The sequence below is a fragment of the Clostridioides sp. GD02404 genome, assembly GCF_045898275.1.
Classification (GTDB): Bacteria; Bacillota; Clostridia; order Peptostreptococcales; family Peptostreptococcaceae; genus Clostridioides; species Clostridioides difficile_A.
Genome location: NZ_JBJOCA010000026.1, coordinates 1 through 22,083, shown reverse-complemented (window position 1 = coordinate 22,083; position 22,083 = coordinate 1). Strand labels below are relative to the sequence as shown.

At 27.1% G+C, this 22,083-nt stretch carries 19 protein-coding genes; all 19 read right to left on the bottom strand.

What is annotated here, in order from left to right; all coding sequences use genetic code 11:
• Positions 1–5: 5 nt before the first annotated feature.
• The 19 genes from cas3 to nrdE all read right to left on the bottom strand — a co-directional run bounded on the left by cas3 (position 6) and on the right by nrdE (position 21,912).
• Positions 6–2,336 (bottom strand): CRISPR-associated helicase Cas3', encoded by a 2,331-nt coding sequence (gene cas3 / locus Q3287_RS14840; protein WP_407964340.1) that lies wholly within the window; start codon positions 2,334–2,336, stop codon positions 6–8.
• Positions 2,308–3,042: a type I-B CRISPR-associated protein Cas5b gene (gene cas5b / locus Q3287_RS14835; RefSeq protein WP_407964339.1), complete on the bottom strand. Its 735-nt coding sequence runs from the start codon at positions 3,040–3,042 to the stop codon at positions 2,308–2,310. Before cas5b ends, cas3 begins: the two co-directional genes overlap by 29 nt.
• Before the next feature lies 1 nt (position 3,043).
• Entirely contained in the window at positions 3,044–3,958 is a 915-nt protein-coding gene (cas7i, locus tag Q3287_RS14830) for a type I-B CRISPR-associated protein Cas7/Cst2/DevR (protein WP_407964338.1), read from the bottom strand.
• A gap of 1 nt (position 3,959) precedes the next feature.
• The gene (gene cas8a1, locus Q3287_RS14825) at positions 3,960–5,816 is read right to left on the bottom strand and encodes a type I-B CRISPR-associated protein Cas8b1/Cst1 (protein ID WP_407964337.1); all 1,857 of its coding nucleotides are present in this window, start codon (positions 5,814–5,816) and stop codon (positions 3,960–3,962) included.
• Between the two features lie 5 nt (positions 5,817–5,821).
• The gene (cas6, locus tag Q3287_RS14820) at positions 5,822–6,559 is read right to left on the bottom strand and encodes a CRISPR-associated endoribonuclease Cas6 (protein WP_407964336.1); all 738 of its coding nucleotides are present in this window, start codon (positions 6,557–6,559) and stop codon (positions 5,822–5,824) included.
• 77 nt (positions 6,560–6,636) lie between these two features.
• Complete coding sequence (locus Q3287_RS14815) at positions 6,637–7,554, bottom strand: helix-turn-helix transcriptional regulator (protein WP_407964335.1); 918 nt, start codon at positions 7,552–7,554, stop codon at positions 6,637–6,639.
• A 268-nt stretch (positions 7,555–7,822) separates the two neighbouring features.
• Positions 7,823–9,739, bottom strand: coding sequence for an FtsX-like permease family protein (locus Q3287_RS14810; RefSeq protein ID WP_407964334.1), 1,917 nt, complete (start codon positions 9,737–9,739; stop codon positions 7,823–7,825).
• A complete protein-coding gene (locus Q3287_RS14805; protein ID WP_054271510.1) occupies positions 9,739–10,485 on the bottom strand; it encodes an ABC transporter ATP-binding protein in 747 nt (248 codons plus the stop codon). The genes Q3287_RS14810 and Q3287_RS14805 overlap by 1 nt, the downstream gene beginning before the upstream one ends.
• Before the next feature lie 108 nt (positions 10,486–10,593).
• Entirely contained in the window at positions 10,594–11,445 is an 852-nt protein-coding gene (locus Q3287_RS14800) for an undecaprenyl-diphosphate phosphatase (protein ID WP_054277480.1), read from the bottom strand.
• 223 nt (positions 11,446–11,668) lie between these two features.
• The gene (locus Q3287_RS14795; protein ID WP_407964333.1) at positions 11,669–12,418 is read right to left on the bottom strand and encodes an ATP-binding protein; all 750 of its coding nucleotides are present in this window, start codon (positions 12,416–12,418) and stop codon (positions 11,669–11,671) included.
• A 261-nt stretch (positions 12,419–12,679) separates the two neighbouring features.
• Positions 12,680–13,372 (bottom strand): response regulator transcription factor, encoded by a 693-nt coding sequence (locus Q3287_RS14790; protein ID WP_054271513.1) that lies wholly within the window; start codon positions 13,370–13,372, stop codon positions 12,680–12,682.
• A 145-nt stretch (positions 13,373–13,517) separates the two neighbouring features.
• On the bottom strand, positions 13,518–14,477 hold the full coding sequence (locus tag Q3287_RS14785; RefSeq protein ID WP_407964332.1) for an NrtA/SsuA/CpmA family ABC transporter substrate-binding protein: 960 nt from the start codon (positions 14,475–14,477) through the stop codon (positions 13,518–13,520).
• A gap of 32 nt (positions 14,478–14,509) precedes the next feature.
• Entirely contained in the window at positions 14,510–15,388 is an 879-nt protein-coding gene (locus Q3287_RS14780) for an ABC transporter ATP-binding protein (RefSeq protein WP_407964331.1), read from the bottom strand.
• Positions 15,381–16,163 (bottom strand): ABC transporter permease, encoded by a 783-nt coding sequence (locus Q3287_RS14775; protein ID WP_407964330.1) that lies wholly within the window; start codon positions 16,161–16,163, stop codon positions 15,381–15,383. Before Q3287_RS14775 ends, Q3287_RS14780 begins: the two co-directional genes overlap by 8 nt.
• Positions 16,164–16,793: a hypothetical protein gene (locus tag Q3287_RS14770; protein WP_407964329.1), complete on the bottom strand. Its 630-nt coding sequence runs from the start codon at positions 16,791–16,793 to the stop codon at positions 16,164–16,166.
• A gap of 366 nt (positions 16,794–17,159) precedes the next feature.
• On the bottom strand, positions 17,160–18,059 hold the full coding sequence (locus Q3287_RS14765) for a helix-turn-helix transcriptional regulator (RefSeq protein WP_407964328.1): 900 nt from the start codon (positions 18,057–18,059) through the stop codon (positions 17,160–17,162).
• A gap of 63 nt (positions 18,060–18,122) precedes the next feature.
• Complete coding sequence (locus Q3287_RS14760) at positions 18,123–18,749, bottom strand: GyrI-like domain-containing protein (RefSeq protein ID WP_407964327.1); 627 nt, start codon at positions 18,747–18,749, stop codon at positions 18,123–18,125.
• Between the two features lie 79 nt (positions 18,750–18,828).
• Positions 18,829–19,800, bottom strand: a complete 972-nt coding sequence (gene nrdF / locus Q3287_RS14755) for a class 1b ribonucleoside-diphosphate reductase subunit beta (RefSeq protein ID WP_407964326.1) — start codon at positions 19,798–19,800, stop codon at positions 18,829–18,831.
• A 12-nt stretch (positions 19,801–19,812) separates the two neighbouring features.
• Positions 19,813–21,912, bottom strand: coding sequence for a class 1b ribonucleoside-diphosphate reductase subunit alpha (nrdE, locus tag Q3287_RS14750; RefSeq protein WP_407964325.1), 2,100 nt, complete (start codon positions 21,910–21,912; stop codon positions 19,813–19,815).
• Between the last annotated feature and the right edge of the window lie 171 nt (positions 21,913–22,083).

Sequence of the window (22,083 nt, the reverse complement as noted above, 5' to 3'; positions counted from 1 at the left end):
AAAAATCAAATAAATTGGTCTATTTCTTTACCTATAAGCACACCTTTGCCAAATATCTGTTTTGTATGCTCATTTTCATGTATATCATATTTATATAAAAGTATCTTTAAATCTTCAAGACCTTTCACCTGTATGTCCATTATATTTTGTTTAGCTTTATATATTGGTAAATTTACAGTTTTTTTAATTATCTCTCTTCTAGCCTTTTTTCTCTTAAACTTTATTTCATTTATCAATTCTCTATCATCATTACTATATGCTTCTGTAAGTTCTTGTCCTAATTCTTCATAATCTTTTATTAAAGTCTCTTCAATTTTATTATATATATCCACTGGTATTACTGTATATCCTTCAATATTTCTAAGTATATTTTGTGCCTCGTTAGAGCCTAAACTATATGGTGTTATAGTGTCTAAAATATTTAAAGCACTAGTAAATCTTTTTTTAAAGTCTGTACCTTCTAAATTTTCTTTAGAGTATAGCATCTTAACCATTTCTACCTTATATTTTTCTTCCATCTTCAAACATTCTTTGCCATTTATAAAAGATTTCAATAGTTCAAGTCCTTTTTCTACAATATCTTTATCATAAATGCTACCTATTCCTGTAACTTTTTCTGTATATATAAATATATTTGGGCTAATTTCTTTATACTCTCGACTTCTATAACATCTACCAAATCTTTGGAATAGACTATCTAGTATTGAATTTTCTGTATGAAGTTCATCAAAATCAATATCAAGGGATGCTTCCACTAATTGTGTAGTAATCCAAATACCATTACTATTACTATCTGCAAATTCTTTTATATATTTTTCTAGCTTTGCTCTATCTTCTTGTATATACATAGAATGTAAAAGATTTACATTAACATCTATTCCTTTTGACTTAACTATATCTTCTATTAATTCATATTTTTCTATGGCACTTTTAACTGTGTTTACTATTACAAGAACCTTTTTATTCATTCCACTTTGTATTATTTGTTCTAAATTTTCATCTATTGAATTTTCTACAATAGACACACAATGTCTTATTTTTTCTGTGTTACATGTTAAATCAGCTAAGTTACTATCAATTACACCTCTTTTTTTTAGTTCATCTATATATATAGTTGGCATAGTAGCTGTCATTATCATAAATCTTCCACCTATTTTATGTATCATTTCTATACCTTTTACCAATACAGCTGCTATTTCTGGTGAATATGCTTGTATCTCATCTATTACTACTTTTGAATATGCTAATGTTGAATATACTTTTTCATACCCTCTATACAAAAAAGGAAATTTGAATATTTGGTCTATTGTAGAAAATGTCAGTTTACAAGATAATAACTTTGCTAAATCTACAATCTCATTTGAATTTTCCTGATTACTTTCTTCTAGATAATCTATTGCTGTTGAATGTAACAGACCTAAGAATGTATCATTTGATTCTCCTACTCCAACTATATTTTTAGCTCTATCAAATAACGCATTTATACTCACTCTTAATGGCAGTGTGAAAAATGCCTTATCATTATCTATCCAAATTAAAGCAGTTTCTGTTTTTCCCATCCCTGTAGATGCAATTAGTATTATATTCTTATTTCTATTTGATTTAGCAAATGACTGCACTTCTCTTAAACTACCAAACTCTTTTACTAAATGTTTTTCTGTGTATTCACCTATATTCATGTTACTATTGCACTCAACAATCTCATGAGCAGAGGCACTATGGTCTAATCTATGTAATATACCTTTTAACATAATATATAGATTATAGTATTTGTGATTTTTATCTATTCTTTTTTCTATGCCTTGTAAATATATATTACTAAGTTTTTTAGTTTTTATAGGGTATCTAATATTAAATTCATTTTGCAATTCATGCACTTTATTTATTAAATCCTTGTCTAATACTTTTTGTACCAAATCTTTAAAATCTTCATCTATAAAGATATCTCTTTCATGATGATATACAATAATTTGATTTAGCACATCCATTAAATCCCAATCATCTTCTATATCCAAATATCCATAATTGATAAATGCAGGAGAAATAAAATTGTGCCCTATATTATTCTCCAAATTAGTTATTATTTCAGGTTCATTTATTTCAATATCCATTCTACTTCTTATTAGTTTTTGAAATGGTGAAAAAGCTTTTCCAACATCATGAAATTCTATAACAAAATCAAGCCATTCCCAGAATTTTTCTTTGCCTAAAAAATCTAACTTATTTATACTTGTATCGTAACAATACTTTAATAGATTTCTTTGTTCTAGAAGCTCATTAGTATGCTCTCTCAATGTTTCTACTGGATCAGATTTTGCATATAGCAATAGACTCATCTCCTTTTTGTTTATTAAAGTATAATAAATCTCCTTCTATATCTAACAATATATATCCACGTCTTATTTTATTGCCTTTTTCAATATAATAACTATCAATTTTATTCCAAATTCTTTTTTTACCTTTCTTAGAATTATTTTCATAATAATTATTGAGTCTATAACTTATCCCCTTTAATCTATCATCTTTTAAACTCAACTTTGGTATATATATAGGTCGTCTTATCTTATATTTTGATAATTTGTAATTTTCATAATCATCTATTTCTACTTTCATAGCATTTACTTCAAACTTATTAACCTTTACAAATCTAATATCATTAATTCTTACTAAATCTTCTTTTCTACCTAATGATAAATGTTCATCAAAATTTAATAAATTATCATATAATTTTTTTAATAATTCAAAATCTCCTCCTATATGAATTATTAAATTTACATTCAATAACATATGACTATTCATTGGCATAGATGTAATACTATCCTTTTTATAAAAATATGTTGTCTGATAATTATTAAAGATACTTTCATATGTTCCTTGTACACTTATATTAAATGGTATATACTCTGTAGCATTTAATATTTTGTGAATTAATCCATTTACTGTAGAATATGGTGGTAGTGGATAAGTTTCTGTAATTTTCATGGCAAATGGTTTTTTATAGCATGCAGTTTCTTGAAATAAATCTAATTTCAATACTTTCATATTAATTCACCTCATAATATTCCTTTACTTCTTTAACTAATTGTCCAAAAAATTTATCTACACTTAAAAATTTATCTTCAAATAACTCTTCAAACTCTTCTTTATTTGTAAATGTTCCATCTACCATTCCAACATAAGTAAATTCTTTTAGACCCTTTCCTAAAAAAGTACCTTGAACTACTTCTTCTATTGCTGACTTATTTACTTTAAATCCATTTTTATCTCCTTTTAATTTTATTCTACCTAAAAAGAATGGATTTGCTATTTCATACACTCCTCCTACTACAAACAGAGGAGATAAATTTTCTTGTCTACCTCTAATATTTCTATTTAATACTTTTATTATTTCTAAAAATTCTACTACTCGTTTACATTTATCTTTATTATCAAGTTCTATATCTCCATCTTTACCTATTTTAGATAAATCTATAGTCACTGTATATGTATAGTAGCTTAAATGTTGTTCTATGTTTGCAAGATTAGGATGTTCTCCTATTCTATCTGCTAATCCTTTATTATTTAAAAAGTCCATATCACTTCTATATGGCTCAAGAGAAATTGCATTACTTAATCTTACAGTAGCTTCTCTAGTAAGTGAACCTCCTTTTTTATCCTTCTCATCTTTTTTATTTGTTTTCATATATCCAAATAGATCCATTTCTTCTGATTCTCTTATACTTATATTATCTTTAAACTGAATTGTTCCTTTTCCTTTATCAACAACATGTAAATTCCAAGCAAATAATTCTGCTGCTAATCTTACTATGTCATATCTTAAACATTGACGAGATGCAAATGTGTAGAGATTTCCATCTCCTCTACTTAGTTTCTTTAACTCAGATATATTTGTTATTCCTTCACCATAGTTCAAACTTTGAGCTTGTGTTATTATTGTAAATGTTAATCCTCTTTTCATATTATTTTTCCTCCTTATTAGTTATTCTTCTATTTTTTCTATCATATTTTTCTGACATTAGTCCCATTGTAAATGCGTATCCTATGGATTCAAAATCTAAATCCTCCTCACTAAGCATCTGTAAAAACGCTTCTGGTGGAGTTTTTTCACTTGGTGAAAAAATTCTTAAAATTGTTTGAAAAAAATCATTCTTATTGCCAACCTTAATCAAATTTAAAAGCCTATATGTTATTCCTTCTATTTTATTTTTAGCATTCTTATCAATATAATAATCATGTATTTCACAACCTGATTCGTAAACTTCTCTTAATGTTTTATATTCCATTTCATATACTCCTCTCTTATAGTTATTTACTATTGTTCTTAATTGAACTAGTTTAAAGCAATCTGCTCCTGATATATTTGATTTATTGGTACCTTCCATATCATTTTTAACTTTATTTCTTAATGTATTATTAATTAAATGCTTCAAATCCCTATTTTTCAAAAGGAAATCTAATATATTTGATTTAAGTTTATAATCATAGATACTCTGTATTTTTTTATTTGTCTCCTTGTTTGTAAAAATTTTTGCCAAATAAGTAGGAATATTAAAGTAATTTATCTTACACTTTTTAGAGTCTATACTTGCTTTAAATTCTACAAAAAGTATGTTATGAAGCTGCCATTCACTTTTCAATTTATTTTCTTCTACTATACTTTTTATAAGTTTATTAAAAGGATTCTCATCTTTGGAATCTGAAGACTCACTTTTTTGAACTTTCAAATTGTTGTTTCTTTCAAAAAGCTCATTTATGGAAGTATCCATATTAACAAATAAATAAAACTCATTTTCTTCATTAGACAAATAATTTTTTCTTGTATAAGTAGCTCCTGCTGGTGTACAGAACAATATAAGCTTACAAACATCACATATTGATGTTGTATATTCCTGATTCCAAAACATATTTCTAGCATTATTAGTACTTACTCCAAGTGGGGCAAAATTACTTTCTGAGTACTCATCTAATATCCCTTTATATGAGCCACACATTTCACATACTTCTAAACTATCCATATACAATCTTATATCTTCAATACTTTTATTTTTCTTTATAAATTTATTGTTTATTTCCTTCATAATTTTTTCTATAGTATTTATACTAGACTTACTAACTTTTTTTTCATTTACATCTTTAGATATACTATCTAATCTATCATTTAAATAGATTTTTAATTTATCATAGTCATTCTCTTCTAATAAATCTTCTAATTCTCCTAAATATATGATTTGTCTTAAATAGTCATTAAACATTACTTGTTTTAATCCATCTAAATCTAATTTAGCCTTAGCAACATTAAAAAAACTAACTTGTCCAAAATAATTATCTTGAACTACATATTTATAAAGATTGGCTGTAAGTCTGTCATTTATTGACTTTATTTTAAATATATCAATAATCTCATCAATTAAAGTTTCTAATAAATCAAATTCATCATAACTTTTTATCTTAGACATAATGTCTAACTTTTCTTTTATCAAGTTAGAATTATTTTCATCAAATTTTTTTACCTTATCATTTTGCTGTTTTATATTATCTTTAATTTTCTTAATTCCATCTTTGATTTTATCAGGCTTAGACTTAATAAAATTTATATTGTAATCAACACTCTTTCTAATCCTTTTTGATACATCATATTCATCCATGAAGTAATCGAAATAATACTCATGAAAGTTTTCAAGAAAGGAACTATCAAATTCAATATAGTCTTCCATAATAAATATTTCTGATTTCTTCTCTGCTTTCTTTATTATGTTTAAAAATCCAACTATACCCATATTAAAGAACCAGTCTCCTCTATAAACCCTTAACTTCATTTGTCTCACCTCCATTCTAGAATATCTACATCTCCAAATCCCTGTGCTCTTCTAAAACCTATTCCTAGGTTGTAGATAAGATTTAAGTCATCAATATCACCTTTTAATATAAACTTACCTTTGTAACCATTAACATATTGATACTCTTTGCCTGTTATTTTTTTAAATTCTCTTAAACGCTCTTTAACAACTACCTTTTTAAGACCTATATTTTCAAACTCTAACTTTCTTTTTAATCCATTTCCTCTATAGTTTTTGATAACTTCATTAGTTATATAGTTTAACTCTTCTATATATCCATCATCATCTACCTCCAAGAATTTTCCTTCTTTAGATTTTATGCAAATTGGAGATAGTGCATTAAATAGTACTTTCTCTTTTGTTACCTTCTTTTCTCTTGATAAGTCTATTCTAATCCTTGTAAGTTCATATTCTTTATATAAGCACTTTTTAGAAGTCATTAATCCATTATATATATGAAAACCTAATTCTAAATCTGGAGTACTTATATTTAATATTACTTTATCTTTAATAATAAAATTGTCACCTTCAATACTATATTTTTTTATATAAACTGAAAATGTGAAGTTTTTAGTTTTTTTATTATTTTTTTCATTATAATAGTACATATTTTTATAGTAATCTTCATTAGACTTTCTTATCGCTTCTTTTATAATACTCATAAAGAGTGAATTATAAGATATTGGTATACAATCGGCACTAAATTCAATTTTCATTTTCATAATATCACCTCTCTCAACTAATATATTAACACTAGACCGTGAAGTATATCTGTCTGAATATAAATTATTTAAAAAAATCAGTAAATTTTTTTCATTTTTTCAATTTCTGACAATATATCATCTCTAAGTCTAATAGGTTCTATAACTTCAACATAAGCTCCCATACTCAAAATCCAACTTTTTATCTCTTCATAACCTCTCATTTTAGCTTTAAATAGTATAGAATTATTGTCAAACTCTATAATTTGTTGATTATTAACCCAAATTTTCTCCTTTATAATTATTGAAAATGGATGGCTAATTTTTATAACAACATTAATTTCTTCTCCCTTATAAATTCCTATACTATTTTTACTGTATTCATCCCAATTAAAACTTCTATCTACATTATATTTTTCTTCTAAAACCTTATAACTTTTAATTCTACATAATTTAAAATCTATAAACTTAAGCCTTTTTTCACAAAAAGCTACCATATAGGTATCTGATTTATAATTAAATAAACCGTATGGATGAACAATTCTTTCGCTACTGCCTGAGTTCAACGAATAATATCCTATCCAAATTTTACGTTTTGTCGTATACGCTCTAGTTATTTCGTTACATTTATTTTTTTCAAACTCATAATCACAATTACGTTGTGCTTGTACTGTGAAATAATCCATATATGTATCGCTTTTTTCTCCTGTATTTAATACTGCTTTTATTTTTTCTACAATACTATTAAATTCATTTTTGTAAATATCATTATTGTACTCTAGTTGTGAATTTATCATGTCTAGAATTGAAACTTCACTATCCAATAATTTAATTAGTGAGATACTATTACATTTATCAATTTCATATCCACCATAAATCCCAGGTGTTGAATTTATAAATATACCTGCTTGTTCTAAGTATTCCTTATAACTTTTTATTTGCCTTTCACTTACTTCCAATTCTTCTGCTAGCTCTTTACACTTCATTCTTCCTCTACTTTGAATTAATATCATCATTCTTATTGTATTAACTAACTTACTAATGAATAACACCTCCTAATAATATTAATTAACATCTTATATTGTTTATTTCTACACATATATACATATAACCTCCTTATATTTTATATAAGTAGAATATTTTACTATTTAGATACTTATTACGACATATTAGTATATAATCTTAATAATTAATACAATAAAAAATATTACTGAAAAAATAAATATTTATAATTCCAGTAATATTAATCAATTTTAAATACTTTTTATTAGTTAATAGCATATCCTAAAAATTAACTAAATTTAATCTTATCTCTTTTAAATAATTATTTCTCACAATTAAGAAATACACTATTTGAACTAAAAATAGACTTCCCATTACCAAAACTGCTGAAGATGCTACCTCTATATCAAAAGAATTTCTCAGTGCAGTAAGTGCAAATATCGAATGTATAACTGCCACTACATAAGGCAACAAAAACACAATTCCAATCTCAATAGTTGAAGCTTTTTTAATCTCATTATATGTCATCCCTAACTTATTTAACTGCTCATACTTTTTCTTGTCTACTTGACAATCCATATAAAACTTATTATATAAAAAACTGCTTGTAGTAACAAAGAAAATCATACCTATAAATATTGCCAAAAACATAAATGTAGAATATGTTAATTTACCATTTTCTATCATTAATTCTTTAGAGAAGAATAAATATGGTTGCATTCCAGACTCATCATTAAATTTATTCTCAAATTGTCTACATATCTCTGTAGTTTTACTTGAATCAGCTACTTCAAATGTAGTAAATCTATCCACTATAAATTTTGATTTTATACTATCATAAAAATTATCTTTTACCACATACATATTGTCATAATATGCTGGCATAACACACTCTTCTACTTGTTTTACTATCCTTAGACTTTTATTACCTATAACAACATTGTCTTTAACTTTCTTATCACCTGGCAAGCTTGATGAAAGCAATGATATAGATTCATTATCTTCAAAACTTATAGGGTTAACTCCTATAGTCTTTGTGATTTCGAGATACTTAGATTCTTTTATAATTCTCACATTAAAATCGCTTTTCTTAGGAAATACAGTTTTAAATTCTCCATTAATTCTTGTATAATCTATATTTTCTTTTTTTAATTTGCTTTCTATAAATCTCATTCTTTCCTTATCTTTTTCTTTACTATCAGGCTTGTTAGTATCATTATGCAAAATCATTGTTGAATAATACATTGTGTTAGGATATATTAAATTAATTTGACGCTTTACATCTTTCCAAAATGAATAAACTGTACCTATAGCAGTAAATGCTACTGCAGAAGTTATAGCTATCAAAAAGAATATCCTAGCATTATCCTTTACTTTGTAAATTAAATTTGAAATCCAAAGCATATTCGTATTTTTTCTATAAAATTTCTTATTTAATTTTAGCTTTTTTAGAAAAAAAACACTAAATTGAGAAAAAAATAAATAGGTTGCTAATATAGTAAGAGATGTAACTGGAACTAAGCGTAGATATGTTGTATATTGGTCAGTTGATGTAACAGCACTATAATATGCTATTACAAACAGACAAATACTTAATATAACAAATACTAGTGATGTTTTAGGCTCTGGTTTTGGAGTCTTTGTACCTTTAAGCAATCTCAACACTTGATTTTCCTTAACTATAAAAGAAGCAAATACTGATGTTAATATAGCTAAAATTATGAAGTAAAATAAAGTAGATAATATTGCATTTATTGGTATATAGAACTTCAATGGTGATAATTCTAAAAAGGTAGACATAATCACTAAAAATATCTTTGAAAAGACTAAACCTATTATTACTCCAATTACAGAAGATGCTATATTTATTATTATATTTTCTATAAAAATTAACTTCATTACCTGTTGCTTTGATATACCTGTAATGTAAAGTATTCCAAATTCTTTATATCTACTTTTAAGAAATATACTCACTGAATAAAATACAAAGAAGAATAAAAATAAATATGCAATTATTTTACTCATCTTAAGCCCCTCTTTTAGATAATCGGGAAATTGAGATATCTCTAAATCGGGATGACTTGTAAACATGATAAAAGAAAATAGTAGGGCAGAGGATATAACAATACTTGCTAAATACCCTACATAAGCTTTGATGTTTCTTGAAATATTGTTGATGGCAAATTGTTTTATATTCATTAATTATCGCCCCCCAATAATGTAAGTACATCCATTATTTCTTGATAAAACTGCTCTCTACTACTTCCCTTATATATTTCATTATATATAGCTCCATCTTTTATAAATAAAATCCTACTACAATAGCTTGCAGCTAATGGGTCATGAGTTACCATCATAGTAGTAACCTTATTTTCTCTATTTATATTCTCAAATAACTCCATAACAGTCTTTGATGACTTTGAATCTAAATTACCAGTTGGTTCATCTGCTAAAAGTATTGATGGTCTATTTATTAATGCTCTAGCAATAGCAGTTCGCTGAGCTTGACCACCTGATACTTCAAAAGTTCTTTTTTCTAATAAATCTTTTATCCCTAAAATTCCAGATACTTCAGCCAATCTATTATTTTGTTCTTTTACACTAACCTTATCTAATGTCAATGGTAATACTATATTTTCACCTATAGTTAAGGTATCTAATAAATTAAAATCTTGAAATACAAAACCTAACTCTCTTCTTCTAAATAATGCAAGTTCTTCACCTTTTAATAGTAGTGGATTCTTACCTTTTAGCTCCATAGTTCCTGTAGTTGGTTTATCAATAGTAGAAATCATATTTAAAAGAGTAGTTTTCCCACTGCCAGATGGTCCCATAATTCCTACAAATTCTCCATCATCTATACTAAAATTTATATCATTTAATGCATTAAAAATTATTTTCTTGCCATATACTTTACTTAAATTATTTACAGTTAAAATTTTCATTATTAACTATCCTTTCTAATCTAATTTTTGAAATAACATATATATTTATTTGTTAATTATTATTTATATTGGTTAGCTAATTCTCGTAAATAATAAATATATCTTAATCTATACACTAATTATGTTTGTAAAAGCTAATATAGCAAGCAATATTCCCATAAGTATTCTATATATAGCAAATACTCTCATTGATTTTTTCTTTAGAAAATCCACAAATTTTTCCATAACTACTATTGATACAATAAAAGCTACTATAAATCCAACTATCAAGGCAATCCACAATGTTGGTGTCATTATTGAATAATCAAATTCAAATAAATCCTTTCCTGAGGAAGCTACCATAGCTGGCACAGCTAAAAAGAAAGAAAATTCAGCTGCTATAGGAGAATTAAGTCCTGCTATCCATCCACCCATAATAGTAGATGCACTTCTTGACATACCTGGCCATGCAGATAAAACTTGTAAAACTCCAACTTTTAATGCTTGTATTGGCGTGATTTTGTCTATATTGTCAGTAGAGTGTTTCTTTTTTCTAAACAAAGTCTCTACCACTAATAATAAAATCCCACCAACTATAAATCCTATAATTACAGATTGTAAATTAAACAAGGCTTTTATGTTGTCATAAAATAGAACCCCCACAATCGCAAATGGAATACATGCTATAATTACATTCATTCCAAATTTAAAGCCAGTTTTTCCTTCTTTTCCACCAGTAAATATAAATTTAAAAAATTCTATAACACTATCTTTTATTTTCTTCCAATAAAGTACTACTACTGCTAATATTGCTCCAAGTTGTATTACAACCTCAAACATTTCAGCAAATTGTCCTTTAAAATCTATCAAGCTACCAACCAATATCATATGACCAGTAGATGAAACTGGGATAAATTCCGTAAGCCCCTCTACTATAGCTATCATAACTGATTTTAATATGAAAATAATATCTAAACTCATCAATAAACATCCTTTCCTTTTTGCAAAATTTATTTTTTATGTTATTTCTTATACTAATTGTAATTTAGATTAGAAAATTTAACTATCTACAAACATTACACAAACCTTACAGCTATGTAAGGTTTGCAGGTAAACTCTATTAAAATTAGATTTTTTAACTGTAATTATCTCATTTAACAAATAATATATAAATTAATAAAAAACATAATCAATTAAAGATTTATTATAGAAAATTATTCATATTATCTTTATTAAACATGATTGAAACTTCTGTGCCTTTTCCTACTTCTGATTTTATGCTGACTTTATGCCCTAAATCATCACATACTTTTTTTACTAGATAAAGTCCCATACCTGTAGATTCTCCAAACTTACGACCGTTTTCCCCTGTAAAAAACGGGTCAAATACTCTTTTTATATCTTTAGAAACAATCCCAACACCCTCGTCTATTATACTTAGTGTTACATAGTTATTGTTTTCTTCAGCTTTTATATTTAGGTAGTTACTATAACCTCTAGAATATTTCACACCATTTGTAATCAACTGATTTATTATAAATTTCATCCATTTTATATCTGTATAAACATAAGTAAATTTGTCTATTTTTATCTTCGGAATTATCTCATTTTTTATAAATAGCCTCTTTTCTTCATTTACAATACCAACTACAATTTCGTTCAATTTAGCTTTCTCAACCACAAAATCTTTTTGGAAATTATCTGCCCTTGCAAAGTGCATCGCCATATTTAGACCTTTATTTAGCCTATCTAGTTCTTCTCTTATGTTTTCTGTTACTTCTTCTCCCTCATATTCTTGAAGTTGAAGACTTATAACTGATATTGGTGTTTTCATCTGGTGAATCCATTGATTGATGAAAGTTAAATGCTCACTATGTACTTTTTTATGTTCTTGTATCATTGATTGATATAATTTATGTTGTTGTTTTAAAATAGCTGATATATTTCTTCCCAAGAAAGAATTTCCTAAATACAAGAATGATTCATCCAGAGATTTTATGCCTTTTTTGAATAGAGTATATACTTCTCTATGCTTATAGTATTTATATATTAAAAAACACAATAATATAAAAGAGCTAAATAAAAGAATATATAAACTCTCTCCCAAATTGATAAACTTCATAAGATTACAATAAATAATTGTCATAAATATTCCTATATAATATATAAAAATATAACCCTTAGAATCTCTAAAAAATAATTTCATATTTTCTCCCTACCAATTTTTATTTAATTTATATCCTAATCCTCGTACAGTTTGAACAGCATTATCTATACCTAATTCCTCAAATCTTTTTCTTATCCTGCTAACATTTACATTTAGAGTATTTTCTTCTACAAATTCAATATCGTCCCATATCTTTTCTAACAGATAATCTCTACTTACTACTTTTGGGTATTTTCTAATGAGGCATTCAATCAATATCCCTTCTTTCTTAGTAATAATTAGAACCTTTCCACCTAATTCTAACTCCAATCTCTCTGGATAAAACTTCAATCCATCTAATTCAACTATTCTTTCCTCTATTTTAGGTGAATATTCACCATATACTCTTCTTATATGACTCTTTATCTTTGCCATTACTACATCATAATAAAAAGGCTTTGTTATATAATCATCTGCTCCACTTTCTAAAGCTCTAATCTGGTCTACGTTCCCATCTCTAGCTGATATAAAAATTATAGGTAGATTAGACTGCTGTCTAATACATCTACACCAGTAAAAGCCATCAAATTTAGGTAAATTTACATCCAATAGCACTAAATCTGGCTTTATTTTTTCAAATGTAACCATTATATCATCAAAGTTTTCTTCAACAACCACTTCAAATCCATATTTCTCAATATAATCCTTAAGTAATGTACTTATTGATATATCATCTTCCACAATATATATTTTATGACTCATATATTCCTCCCAATATCTATTTTAACATTAACTAAACCTACTAAAAATAAATATAATTATTAATATAAAATAGAAAAAGTTACCTTAATTAAGGTAACTTAAACTTTTATTATAGTTTCTATTTAATATTATTTTAGCATAATTTCTACTTAGCAGCATATATTAATTCTTTTATGTCTACTTTTTTCTCTTGCAATCCATTTTTTATTAAGAAATTTTGTGTATCTTCAAGTGAAGATATGTCTTTATCTGTTATATCTAAACTAAAATCATACCAAGCATACAACTCTTTAGTTTCTTCAACACTTAAATCAACTTCTTTAGCTACTTTTTCCATAGCTTCATCAAAATTATTATTTACATATTCTAAAGTCTCTTCTTCAACCTTCATAAATCTTTCAACTATCTCTGGATGTTTCTCTGCAAAATCTGTACTAACAGCTGTTACTATTATCCCATCTACTAAACCTTCACCATTTGCTACAAGTTTACTTCCAGACTTCATAGCTTTAAGGGCTGCTGGGCCAGCAATCAATGCAGCATCAACACTGCCATCAGCAAGAGCTGCTGATGCTTCTGGGATACCCATGTTAATAAACTCTACATCATCCATACTTAATCCTTCTTTATCAAGAGCTGCAATTAATACTTGATGTAGTATAGTTCCTTTTGGCCCTGCTACCTTCTTACCTGCCAAATCTGCTGCTGATTTTATTGAACCATCGTTAGTTAAAATCATAAATCCTTTTGGTGACCTACTATAAGTGTTCAGTATCTTTAATTCCACTCCATTAGATGCAGCTATCAAAGCTGATGTACCACCCAATGCATGTAAAAAGTCTATTTCTCCAGCAGCTAAGGCCTGTGTCTGCTCTGGTCCTGTAGTAATTTCATGGAAATTAACTTTTATATTATCCTTTTTAAATTCCTTTCCAAATAAATCATCCTGTTTTTGAATTATAGAAGGAACATTTAATGGTGATTTTACATAAGTTAAATTTATTTCTGAAAGTTTTTCTCCATCATCTTTTTTAGCACATCCAGCTAAAGATGTTGTTGCAAGCGTTAATATCGTTATACCTACCAATAGTTTTTTTAATTTCATTTACTTTACTCCTTAAAATATTATTAATTCCTTTAAATGTCTTTATTTAATTTCATTGTCATTAAAATATCTTTTTTTAATTTAATATAATAGTCTGAAGTCAAATCTCTATCATAATCATCTTCTATATTAAATTCTTTTATTTTTCTTTTGTTTGTAAAAACAACTATTTTCTTGCCTATCTTTAATGCTTCATCGATATCGTGAGTTACAAATATTACACCTTTATTAGTTGATTTATGTATTCTTATAACTTCATTTTGCATATCAATCCTTGTAAAATAATCTAATGCCGAAAAAGGTTCGTCCATAAACAACATATCTGGATTGAAAGAAAGAGCTCTAGCTATACTTACTCTCTGCGCCATACCTCCTGATAACTCATTTGGATAAGAATTTTTAAATTTCTGCAAGTTCATCATATTAAGATATTTTTCTACATCAATACAATTTTTCTTATTAGGTCTATTTAAGTAATTTAAATTATCATTAGTCTCTAAATCTATGGAATCATCATTTATACCTTTACTAGCAATGTTTCTGTGATATTTGAATTTACCAAATACTTTACTTAAAATAGTGTTTTTTCTTTGATTATGAAAGGCTATATTTTCACTTACATTTAACCAAGGCATCAATCTACTCTCTTGAAATACAAATCCTACATTAGGTCTATACTCTTTATTATCTTTAACAAATCTAATCTCACCACTATTTATATCTTCAAGGGATGCAATTGCTCTAAGTAAAGTAGTCTTTCCACATCCACTTTCACCTAAAATTACAGTTATATGATTTTTATCTATGTTCAAAGAAATATTGCTAAGAACTATGTGTTCTTCATTGTTGACTTCATAACTTTTAGATAGATTTCTGATTATGTACCCAGAATCACATACTAAATTATTCATAGGCTTCCACCATCTTTCCCTTACTTACCTTTTTCACAATAATTGAAAATATATAATCTGTAATTATTCCTAAAAGTCCAATTACAATTATACCTACAATGACAACATCTGTTCTAGACATTTCCTTTCCATCAGATATCAAGTAACCAAGACCTGAAGAAGCTGCTACAAGCTCTGCCCCAATAATCGCTCTAAAACTATATCCAAGAGCCAACTTTAGTCCAACTGCAATATCAAGAATGGCATTAGGTATAATTATTTTAAATATTATTTGAATCTTTGAAAACTCAAATACTCTACCTACTTCAATCAGTTTTGAGTCGCAATTCCTAATCCCCTTTAATGTGCTTGTAAAGATTGGGAAAAAAGAAGCCAAAACTATAATTATAATTTTCGATTCTTCTCCTATGCCAAACCATAGTATAAGCATTGGTATTAAAGCAAGTGGAGGTGTATTTCTCAAAAAATTTATTAGCGACTTAAAATATTCATATACTCCACTATGAATTCCAAAGAATATACCTAGAGGTACACCTATTGCAGTACTTATTGCAAATCCTATCAAAACTCTTTTCATACTTGCATATACATTAATAAATATTGAACCATCACTTATCATATTTAAAAATGTACCATACACCTTTTCAGGTGATGGTAATATATAATCACTCCAGATACCAAGATAATTGGTAATTTTCCATAATAAAAGAATTATAAAAAATATCCAAACACTTTTTACTAGACTTAAAAACCTATTATTAAATTTATTGACCATTTACAAACCATCTCCATTATTACATCCATCTTTACAATAAAACATTTCTACTATATCATACTTATCTTTAGAACCATCTCTTATATTTTGTATTTCGCTTAAGATTTCTTCTTCAGTCGATACTTCAAGAACCTTTTCAAAAGAGTCTTTAAAATATCCTAATGGAATAGGAGATTCATCTATCTTTCCAAGTGATTTTATACCTTCTTTTTCAGCAAATTCTTTCCATGTATAAAATATAGCATTACTCTTATCCTTAAATTTTTCACTTGCAAAATCCCTTAATTGTGTACATGGAGAGGTTACTATCAGCATATCATCTTCACTCTTGATATATTTGTCATATAAAACCCTACAAGTTCTTACTAGTATTGGTTCTATCATAGGTATTTCAAAACTATCTATCAAATTCTTTCTTTTTAAAAGGTTTATACTCTCTGGACATCTACAATCTAACATTGTATTCTCAGTCTTTTTTGTATACTCTTTATATTGCTTCTTTACATATTCTAATTGTGGCTCACATTCTGCCATTATGTACCCCTTTTTTATCAAATTTTCTTTGACAAGGTGAAACTTTTCCCCATACATTCTTTCTGCCACTGGATTTATTAGAAGATATTTATTCATAGCTCCTCCTATTATTTAATATTGAATATTATTATCAACTACTAGTTTAAATGAGCACTTAATTTTTGTCAATATATTAAATTTTTCTTAATAAAATAATCTTTCTCTACATTTTTTTGCTATTTAAATTAAAATATTAAATAGTATATTCAATCTATTTTAAATATTAATATATACATAACGCTAGTAATCTACTTATATAATAATCTATAAATATTATATAATGATATGTACATAATTAGTATTAATATTTGATAATAATATCAATAAAAGTAGAAATATTTGGAAGTATTATAAGAAATTAAATCGAATATTGAAACTAAAGTAAAAAAGTGAAGTCTAAACAGACTTCACTTTTTATAATCTTTATAAATATTTCATTTTAACATCATCTATAATTTGCAAAATTTTATTTCTAACACTTATTGGCTCTAGTACTTCAATATTTTTTCCAAAAGAAAGTATATATCCATAAATCCAATCATTTTTTGGATACTGTACTGTTACGATGAAATCTCCATCATTATCATACAATATATTATCAATATCAAATTCATCATACACTCTATAGCCTACATCTTTAGAAATTTTTAACTTTAAATTAATACTTTCATTCTCATCTTCTTTTATCTCTCCAACTTCAACTGGTATACTCCTTATAAAAGTCCGTTCACAAACACATATATTTCTCATCCTTACAATCTTAAAAATTCTATAATCATTTTTTTGATGACAATAGGCTTTAATATACCATGACTTCTCTTTAAACCAAAGCATAAGTGGTTCTACACAACGCTTTGTTACCTTTCCATAAGTATTTATGTACTCAAAAGTTATAATATTACAATCTAAAATGGCTGATTTTATTTTTATAAATTTATCTTTCTCTATATCATTACTACCCCAATGAGAAAAATCAACAGTTATCCAGTTTATATCTGACTTACAAAATAAAGGTTTAAGTTTTGATAGTGTAGAATCAACTTCTGGATATTTAAGAATATTTAAACTTTCTAATGAGGCTAGAATTTCTTTCTGTTCTTGCTCAGACAAAATAGATTTATCAAAGGTAAAATTATCTAAAATACCTATACCCCCATTTCTGCCTTTGTCAGTATAAATTGGAATACCAGAAGCTGACAGTATTTCAACGTCTCTACAAATAGTTCTCCTAGATACTTCAAAGTGTTCAGCTAATTCTGTTGCAGTTACTTTTTTCTTATCTAAAAGGATATAAATAATTTCAAACAATCTATTACTTTTCATATAATCACCTCATTACTTTATTATAGTATAACAATAAAGTAATATAATACCACAATATAACGCTTATAACTCTCTTTTTACTTCAAAACGCAAAACAGTCTTTAATGAATCAGGTGATACTTTTCTAGCATCACTTATATAAATTTCATGATGTACATTAGATTTTCTTATAAGATTATTTCTTTTACAAAATTCACTCATAATGTCAAAACTTTCTGGTTCATTATCATATGAACCTACATGAAGCATTTGCACACACAATCCTTCATTAATAGACTCAAACCTAATTTTTTCAAGAAGATTATGTTCCTTCTTCTTTTTTACTATATTGATAGCTTTGTCCAATAGGTCCTGCGTAACAAAATCTGGCTGGCGTATCATCATAGTATAAACTAAATCTTCTTTAATAAGTATATCTGAGTATTTGCTTTTTTCTCCTTTATCCCATATAGCTTCTAAAGGAAAAACTGTATAATCAAAATATCCTTCTGGCACAATTCCCTTCTTAGGCATAGTTTTTATTGCATATGCCAAAGAATAAAGTACTCCTATTGCTTCAGTAAATTCTTTATCATTTGGGTCTCCACTACCTCTTAACATGATAAATTTTTGCTCTGGTACTTCAACTAATATAGGATTCTCCTTAGGTAAGTATAACTCTTTTTCTTTTTTTCTCCATTCATATTTCATAAAAAATACCTCCGTATATATATTTTATACATTGATATTATCATGGTAAAAGTGACAACAGTATGTCACAATTTATAAATTATACTATAAAATCTTCATCTTCTAATTCTTCATATACTCCTTTTTGGTATCCATTCCCCTTAGTTGAAAAGAAATCATGTGTTTTAGTTTCCGTACTAAGACCATTTAATACAATTGGATTAATAGCATCTACAGTATATACTTTCTCAAACCCTAGATTTTCTAAAGCCCTATTTGCATTGTATTTTAAAAAGTTTACAACCTCTTTTTCAAGCCCACTTTCTCTGTATATAACATTTGTGTACTCTACCTCATTATCCATAAGACTATTAAGTATAGAATACATATTCTCTTCTAATTTATTTTGCTCCATTTCATCAAATTCGTCGTATATTTCTTGCGCAAGCAATCCTATATACTTACCATGTAAAGACTCATCTCTAAGAATGAGTGATATTATTTCTCCACTAGCAACCATCTTTCCTTGACCAGATAAATACAATGGATAAAAGAACCCTGAATAAAACAAGAAACTCTCCAAAAATACGCTTGTAACCATTGATAAATACAAACCTTTTTTACTTGTTGTATTCTCATATTGAGCTAAAACTAAGTCAGCTTTTTTTTGTAAAGTTGGCTCTGTTTCTATCCACTCAAATAACTCATCTATTTCTGAGTTAGAAAGTAAAGTCATAAATATAGAAGAATAGCTTTTGGCATGTATTTCTTCCATAGTTCCCATAAAAGATAGGACAGCCTTTCTTTGTAGATTTTCTGTTAAACTCATCATAGATGGGATTCCATTATTCCCTTGTTTTGTATCCAATAATGTTAAACCACCCAATACTTTCTTATATAGTTCCTTTTCCTTATCGCTTAGTTCATTCCATACCTTGATGTCCTTAGAAACAGATATTTCTTCAGGAAGCCAAAATTGTTTTACATTTTGTTCCCAAAAAGCCTGTGTAAATCCATCTTCTTCTCTATTCCAGTTAACTGCATTATGTATTTTATGTAAATTAAACGTCATATATTTCTCTCCCTATACTGAACATACTAAACACTCATGAGTGTCTCTTGTCATCTTTGTTCTTGTGTAATATAAACTTTTCAGACCTTTTTTATATGCATATATGTAATGTCTAGCTATGTCTCTAGTTGTCTTTTCATCTGTGACAAACAGTGTTGTTGATATGCCTTGGTCAACATGGTTTTGAACTGTTGCTACTAAATCTATTACTTTTCTCATATCCATCCTGTATGCTGATTGATAATATAATATATTATCATTTGTTAAAAATGGCATTGGATATATTGTAGTAGAATCTCCATACGTTCTTACTTCTACTGGTTCAGTAATTGGCATTATACTTGATGTAGCATTTTGCACATAACTAATACTTTGAGTTGGTGCTATTGCCATCAAATAAGCATTATATATGCCTTTTTCTTTTACTTCGTCTAACAAACTTGCCCAATCTTCTTTAGTTGGTATATGGATACCTTCAAATAATGCCTTTACCTTATCTGAATTTGGTAAATAAGATTGCTCATAGTATTTTGATAGTACTTTGCTTTCTCTACCTTTAGCATATTCTGATTTATTGAAACCTTCAAAAGTTTGATTTTTTTCTATAGCTATTTTCATCGATGCTTTAATTGAGTAATATCTAATCATTGCAAAAAATACATTAGAAAAATCTATGGCCTCCTCTGAAGTATATAAAATATTTTCTCTTACTAAATATCCATGTAAATTCATAGCTCCTAATCCTATAGAATGAGACTTACTATTACTATTACTAACCGTTGGCACTGGTTTTATATCTGTACTATCTGCTACAAGTGACAATGCTCTTATTGCTGTCTCAACTGTACTTTCTATAGTTTTATTATCCATAACATTAGCTATATTTAGAGAGCCAAGGTTACAACTTATATCTTGTCCCCATTCATTTTTACCTCCATAACCTTCTATTTGTGAAGGTGTCTGATATTGGAATATCTCACAACACAAGTTAGACATCTTGACCATTCCAACATCTCTTAACGTATGTTCCTTATTTGCTGTGTCTATGTATACTACATATGGGTATCCACTCTCTTGTTGCATCTGTGCTATTTTAGTCAACATCTGTCTAGGATTTATTTCTTTTTTTCTTATGTCCTTATCATTAACCAACTTTTCGTACCACTCATTCATTTCTATCTCATCAAGATAAACTCCATACTTCTTATATACAGTATGAGGATAAAATGCATATGCAATCTTATTTTTTTCTGCTAATTCCATAAACTTATCAGGTATTATTGCCCCTAGTGATAATGTAGCAAGTCTTATTTTCTCATCAGCATTTATCTTTTTTGTATCCATCAATAATTCAAAATCAGGATGAAACACAGTAAGGTAAACTGCTCCAGAACCTTGTCTAGCTCCCATTTGATTAAAATAACTAAAGGATTGTTCCAACATTTTTGCTACACCAACAACTCCTCCAGCTGCTCCTTCTATGTCTTTAATTGATTCACCTGATGCTCTAAGTTTAGATAAGTTTAGTGCAACTCCTCCACCAATCTTTGATAAATGGTTTGATGAAGATATAGCATATGATATGCCTTCTGTACTATCTTCTACAGATAATAAGAAGCATGATACCATCTCTCCAGCTCTTTTTCTTCCAGCATTTAAAAATGTTGGAGTAGCTGGTTGAAACTCTTGTTTTACTATTTTATCTGTAAGACTTAGAGCTAGACTTTCATCACCATTTCCTAATGTCAAAGCTACAATTAATACTTTCTCATTATATGTTTCTAATATTTCTTTTCCATCATTGCTTTTTAATGCGTAATTTTGATAAAACTTGTTTGCACTCATATATGATTGAAATTCAAACTTATATTCCTCAATAAACTTATATACCTTTCTAATAAAATCCATACTGTACTTATTTATTACTTCTTCTGAATAATAACCTTCATCTATTAAGTACTTTAATCTTTCTTCTAAGTCTTTAAATTTTTTCAACTTTGGTTTTATAAATTCTTCTATGTAACTACTTAAGGCTTCCTTGTCTTTTTCTAATTGGTATTTACCTTGTTCATTTTTAATTATCACTTGATTGTTAAGCTCTATCCAATTCATTATTTACCGTCCTTTTAACATAATCTTGTGCTATAATTTCATTTAATTTGATTATTATTTCTTTTAGTATTTACTAGTTTAAATTCCTAAAATAACTTATAGATATCTAAATATAATAAGTATTTTTCAAAAACAAAAGCACTACATATAGTCAGTGCTTTATCTATTATA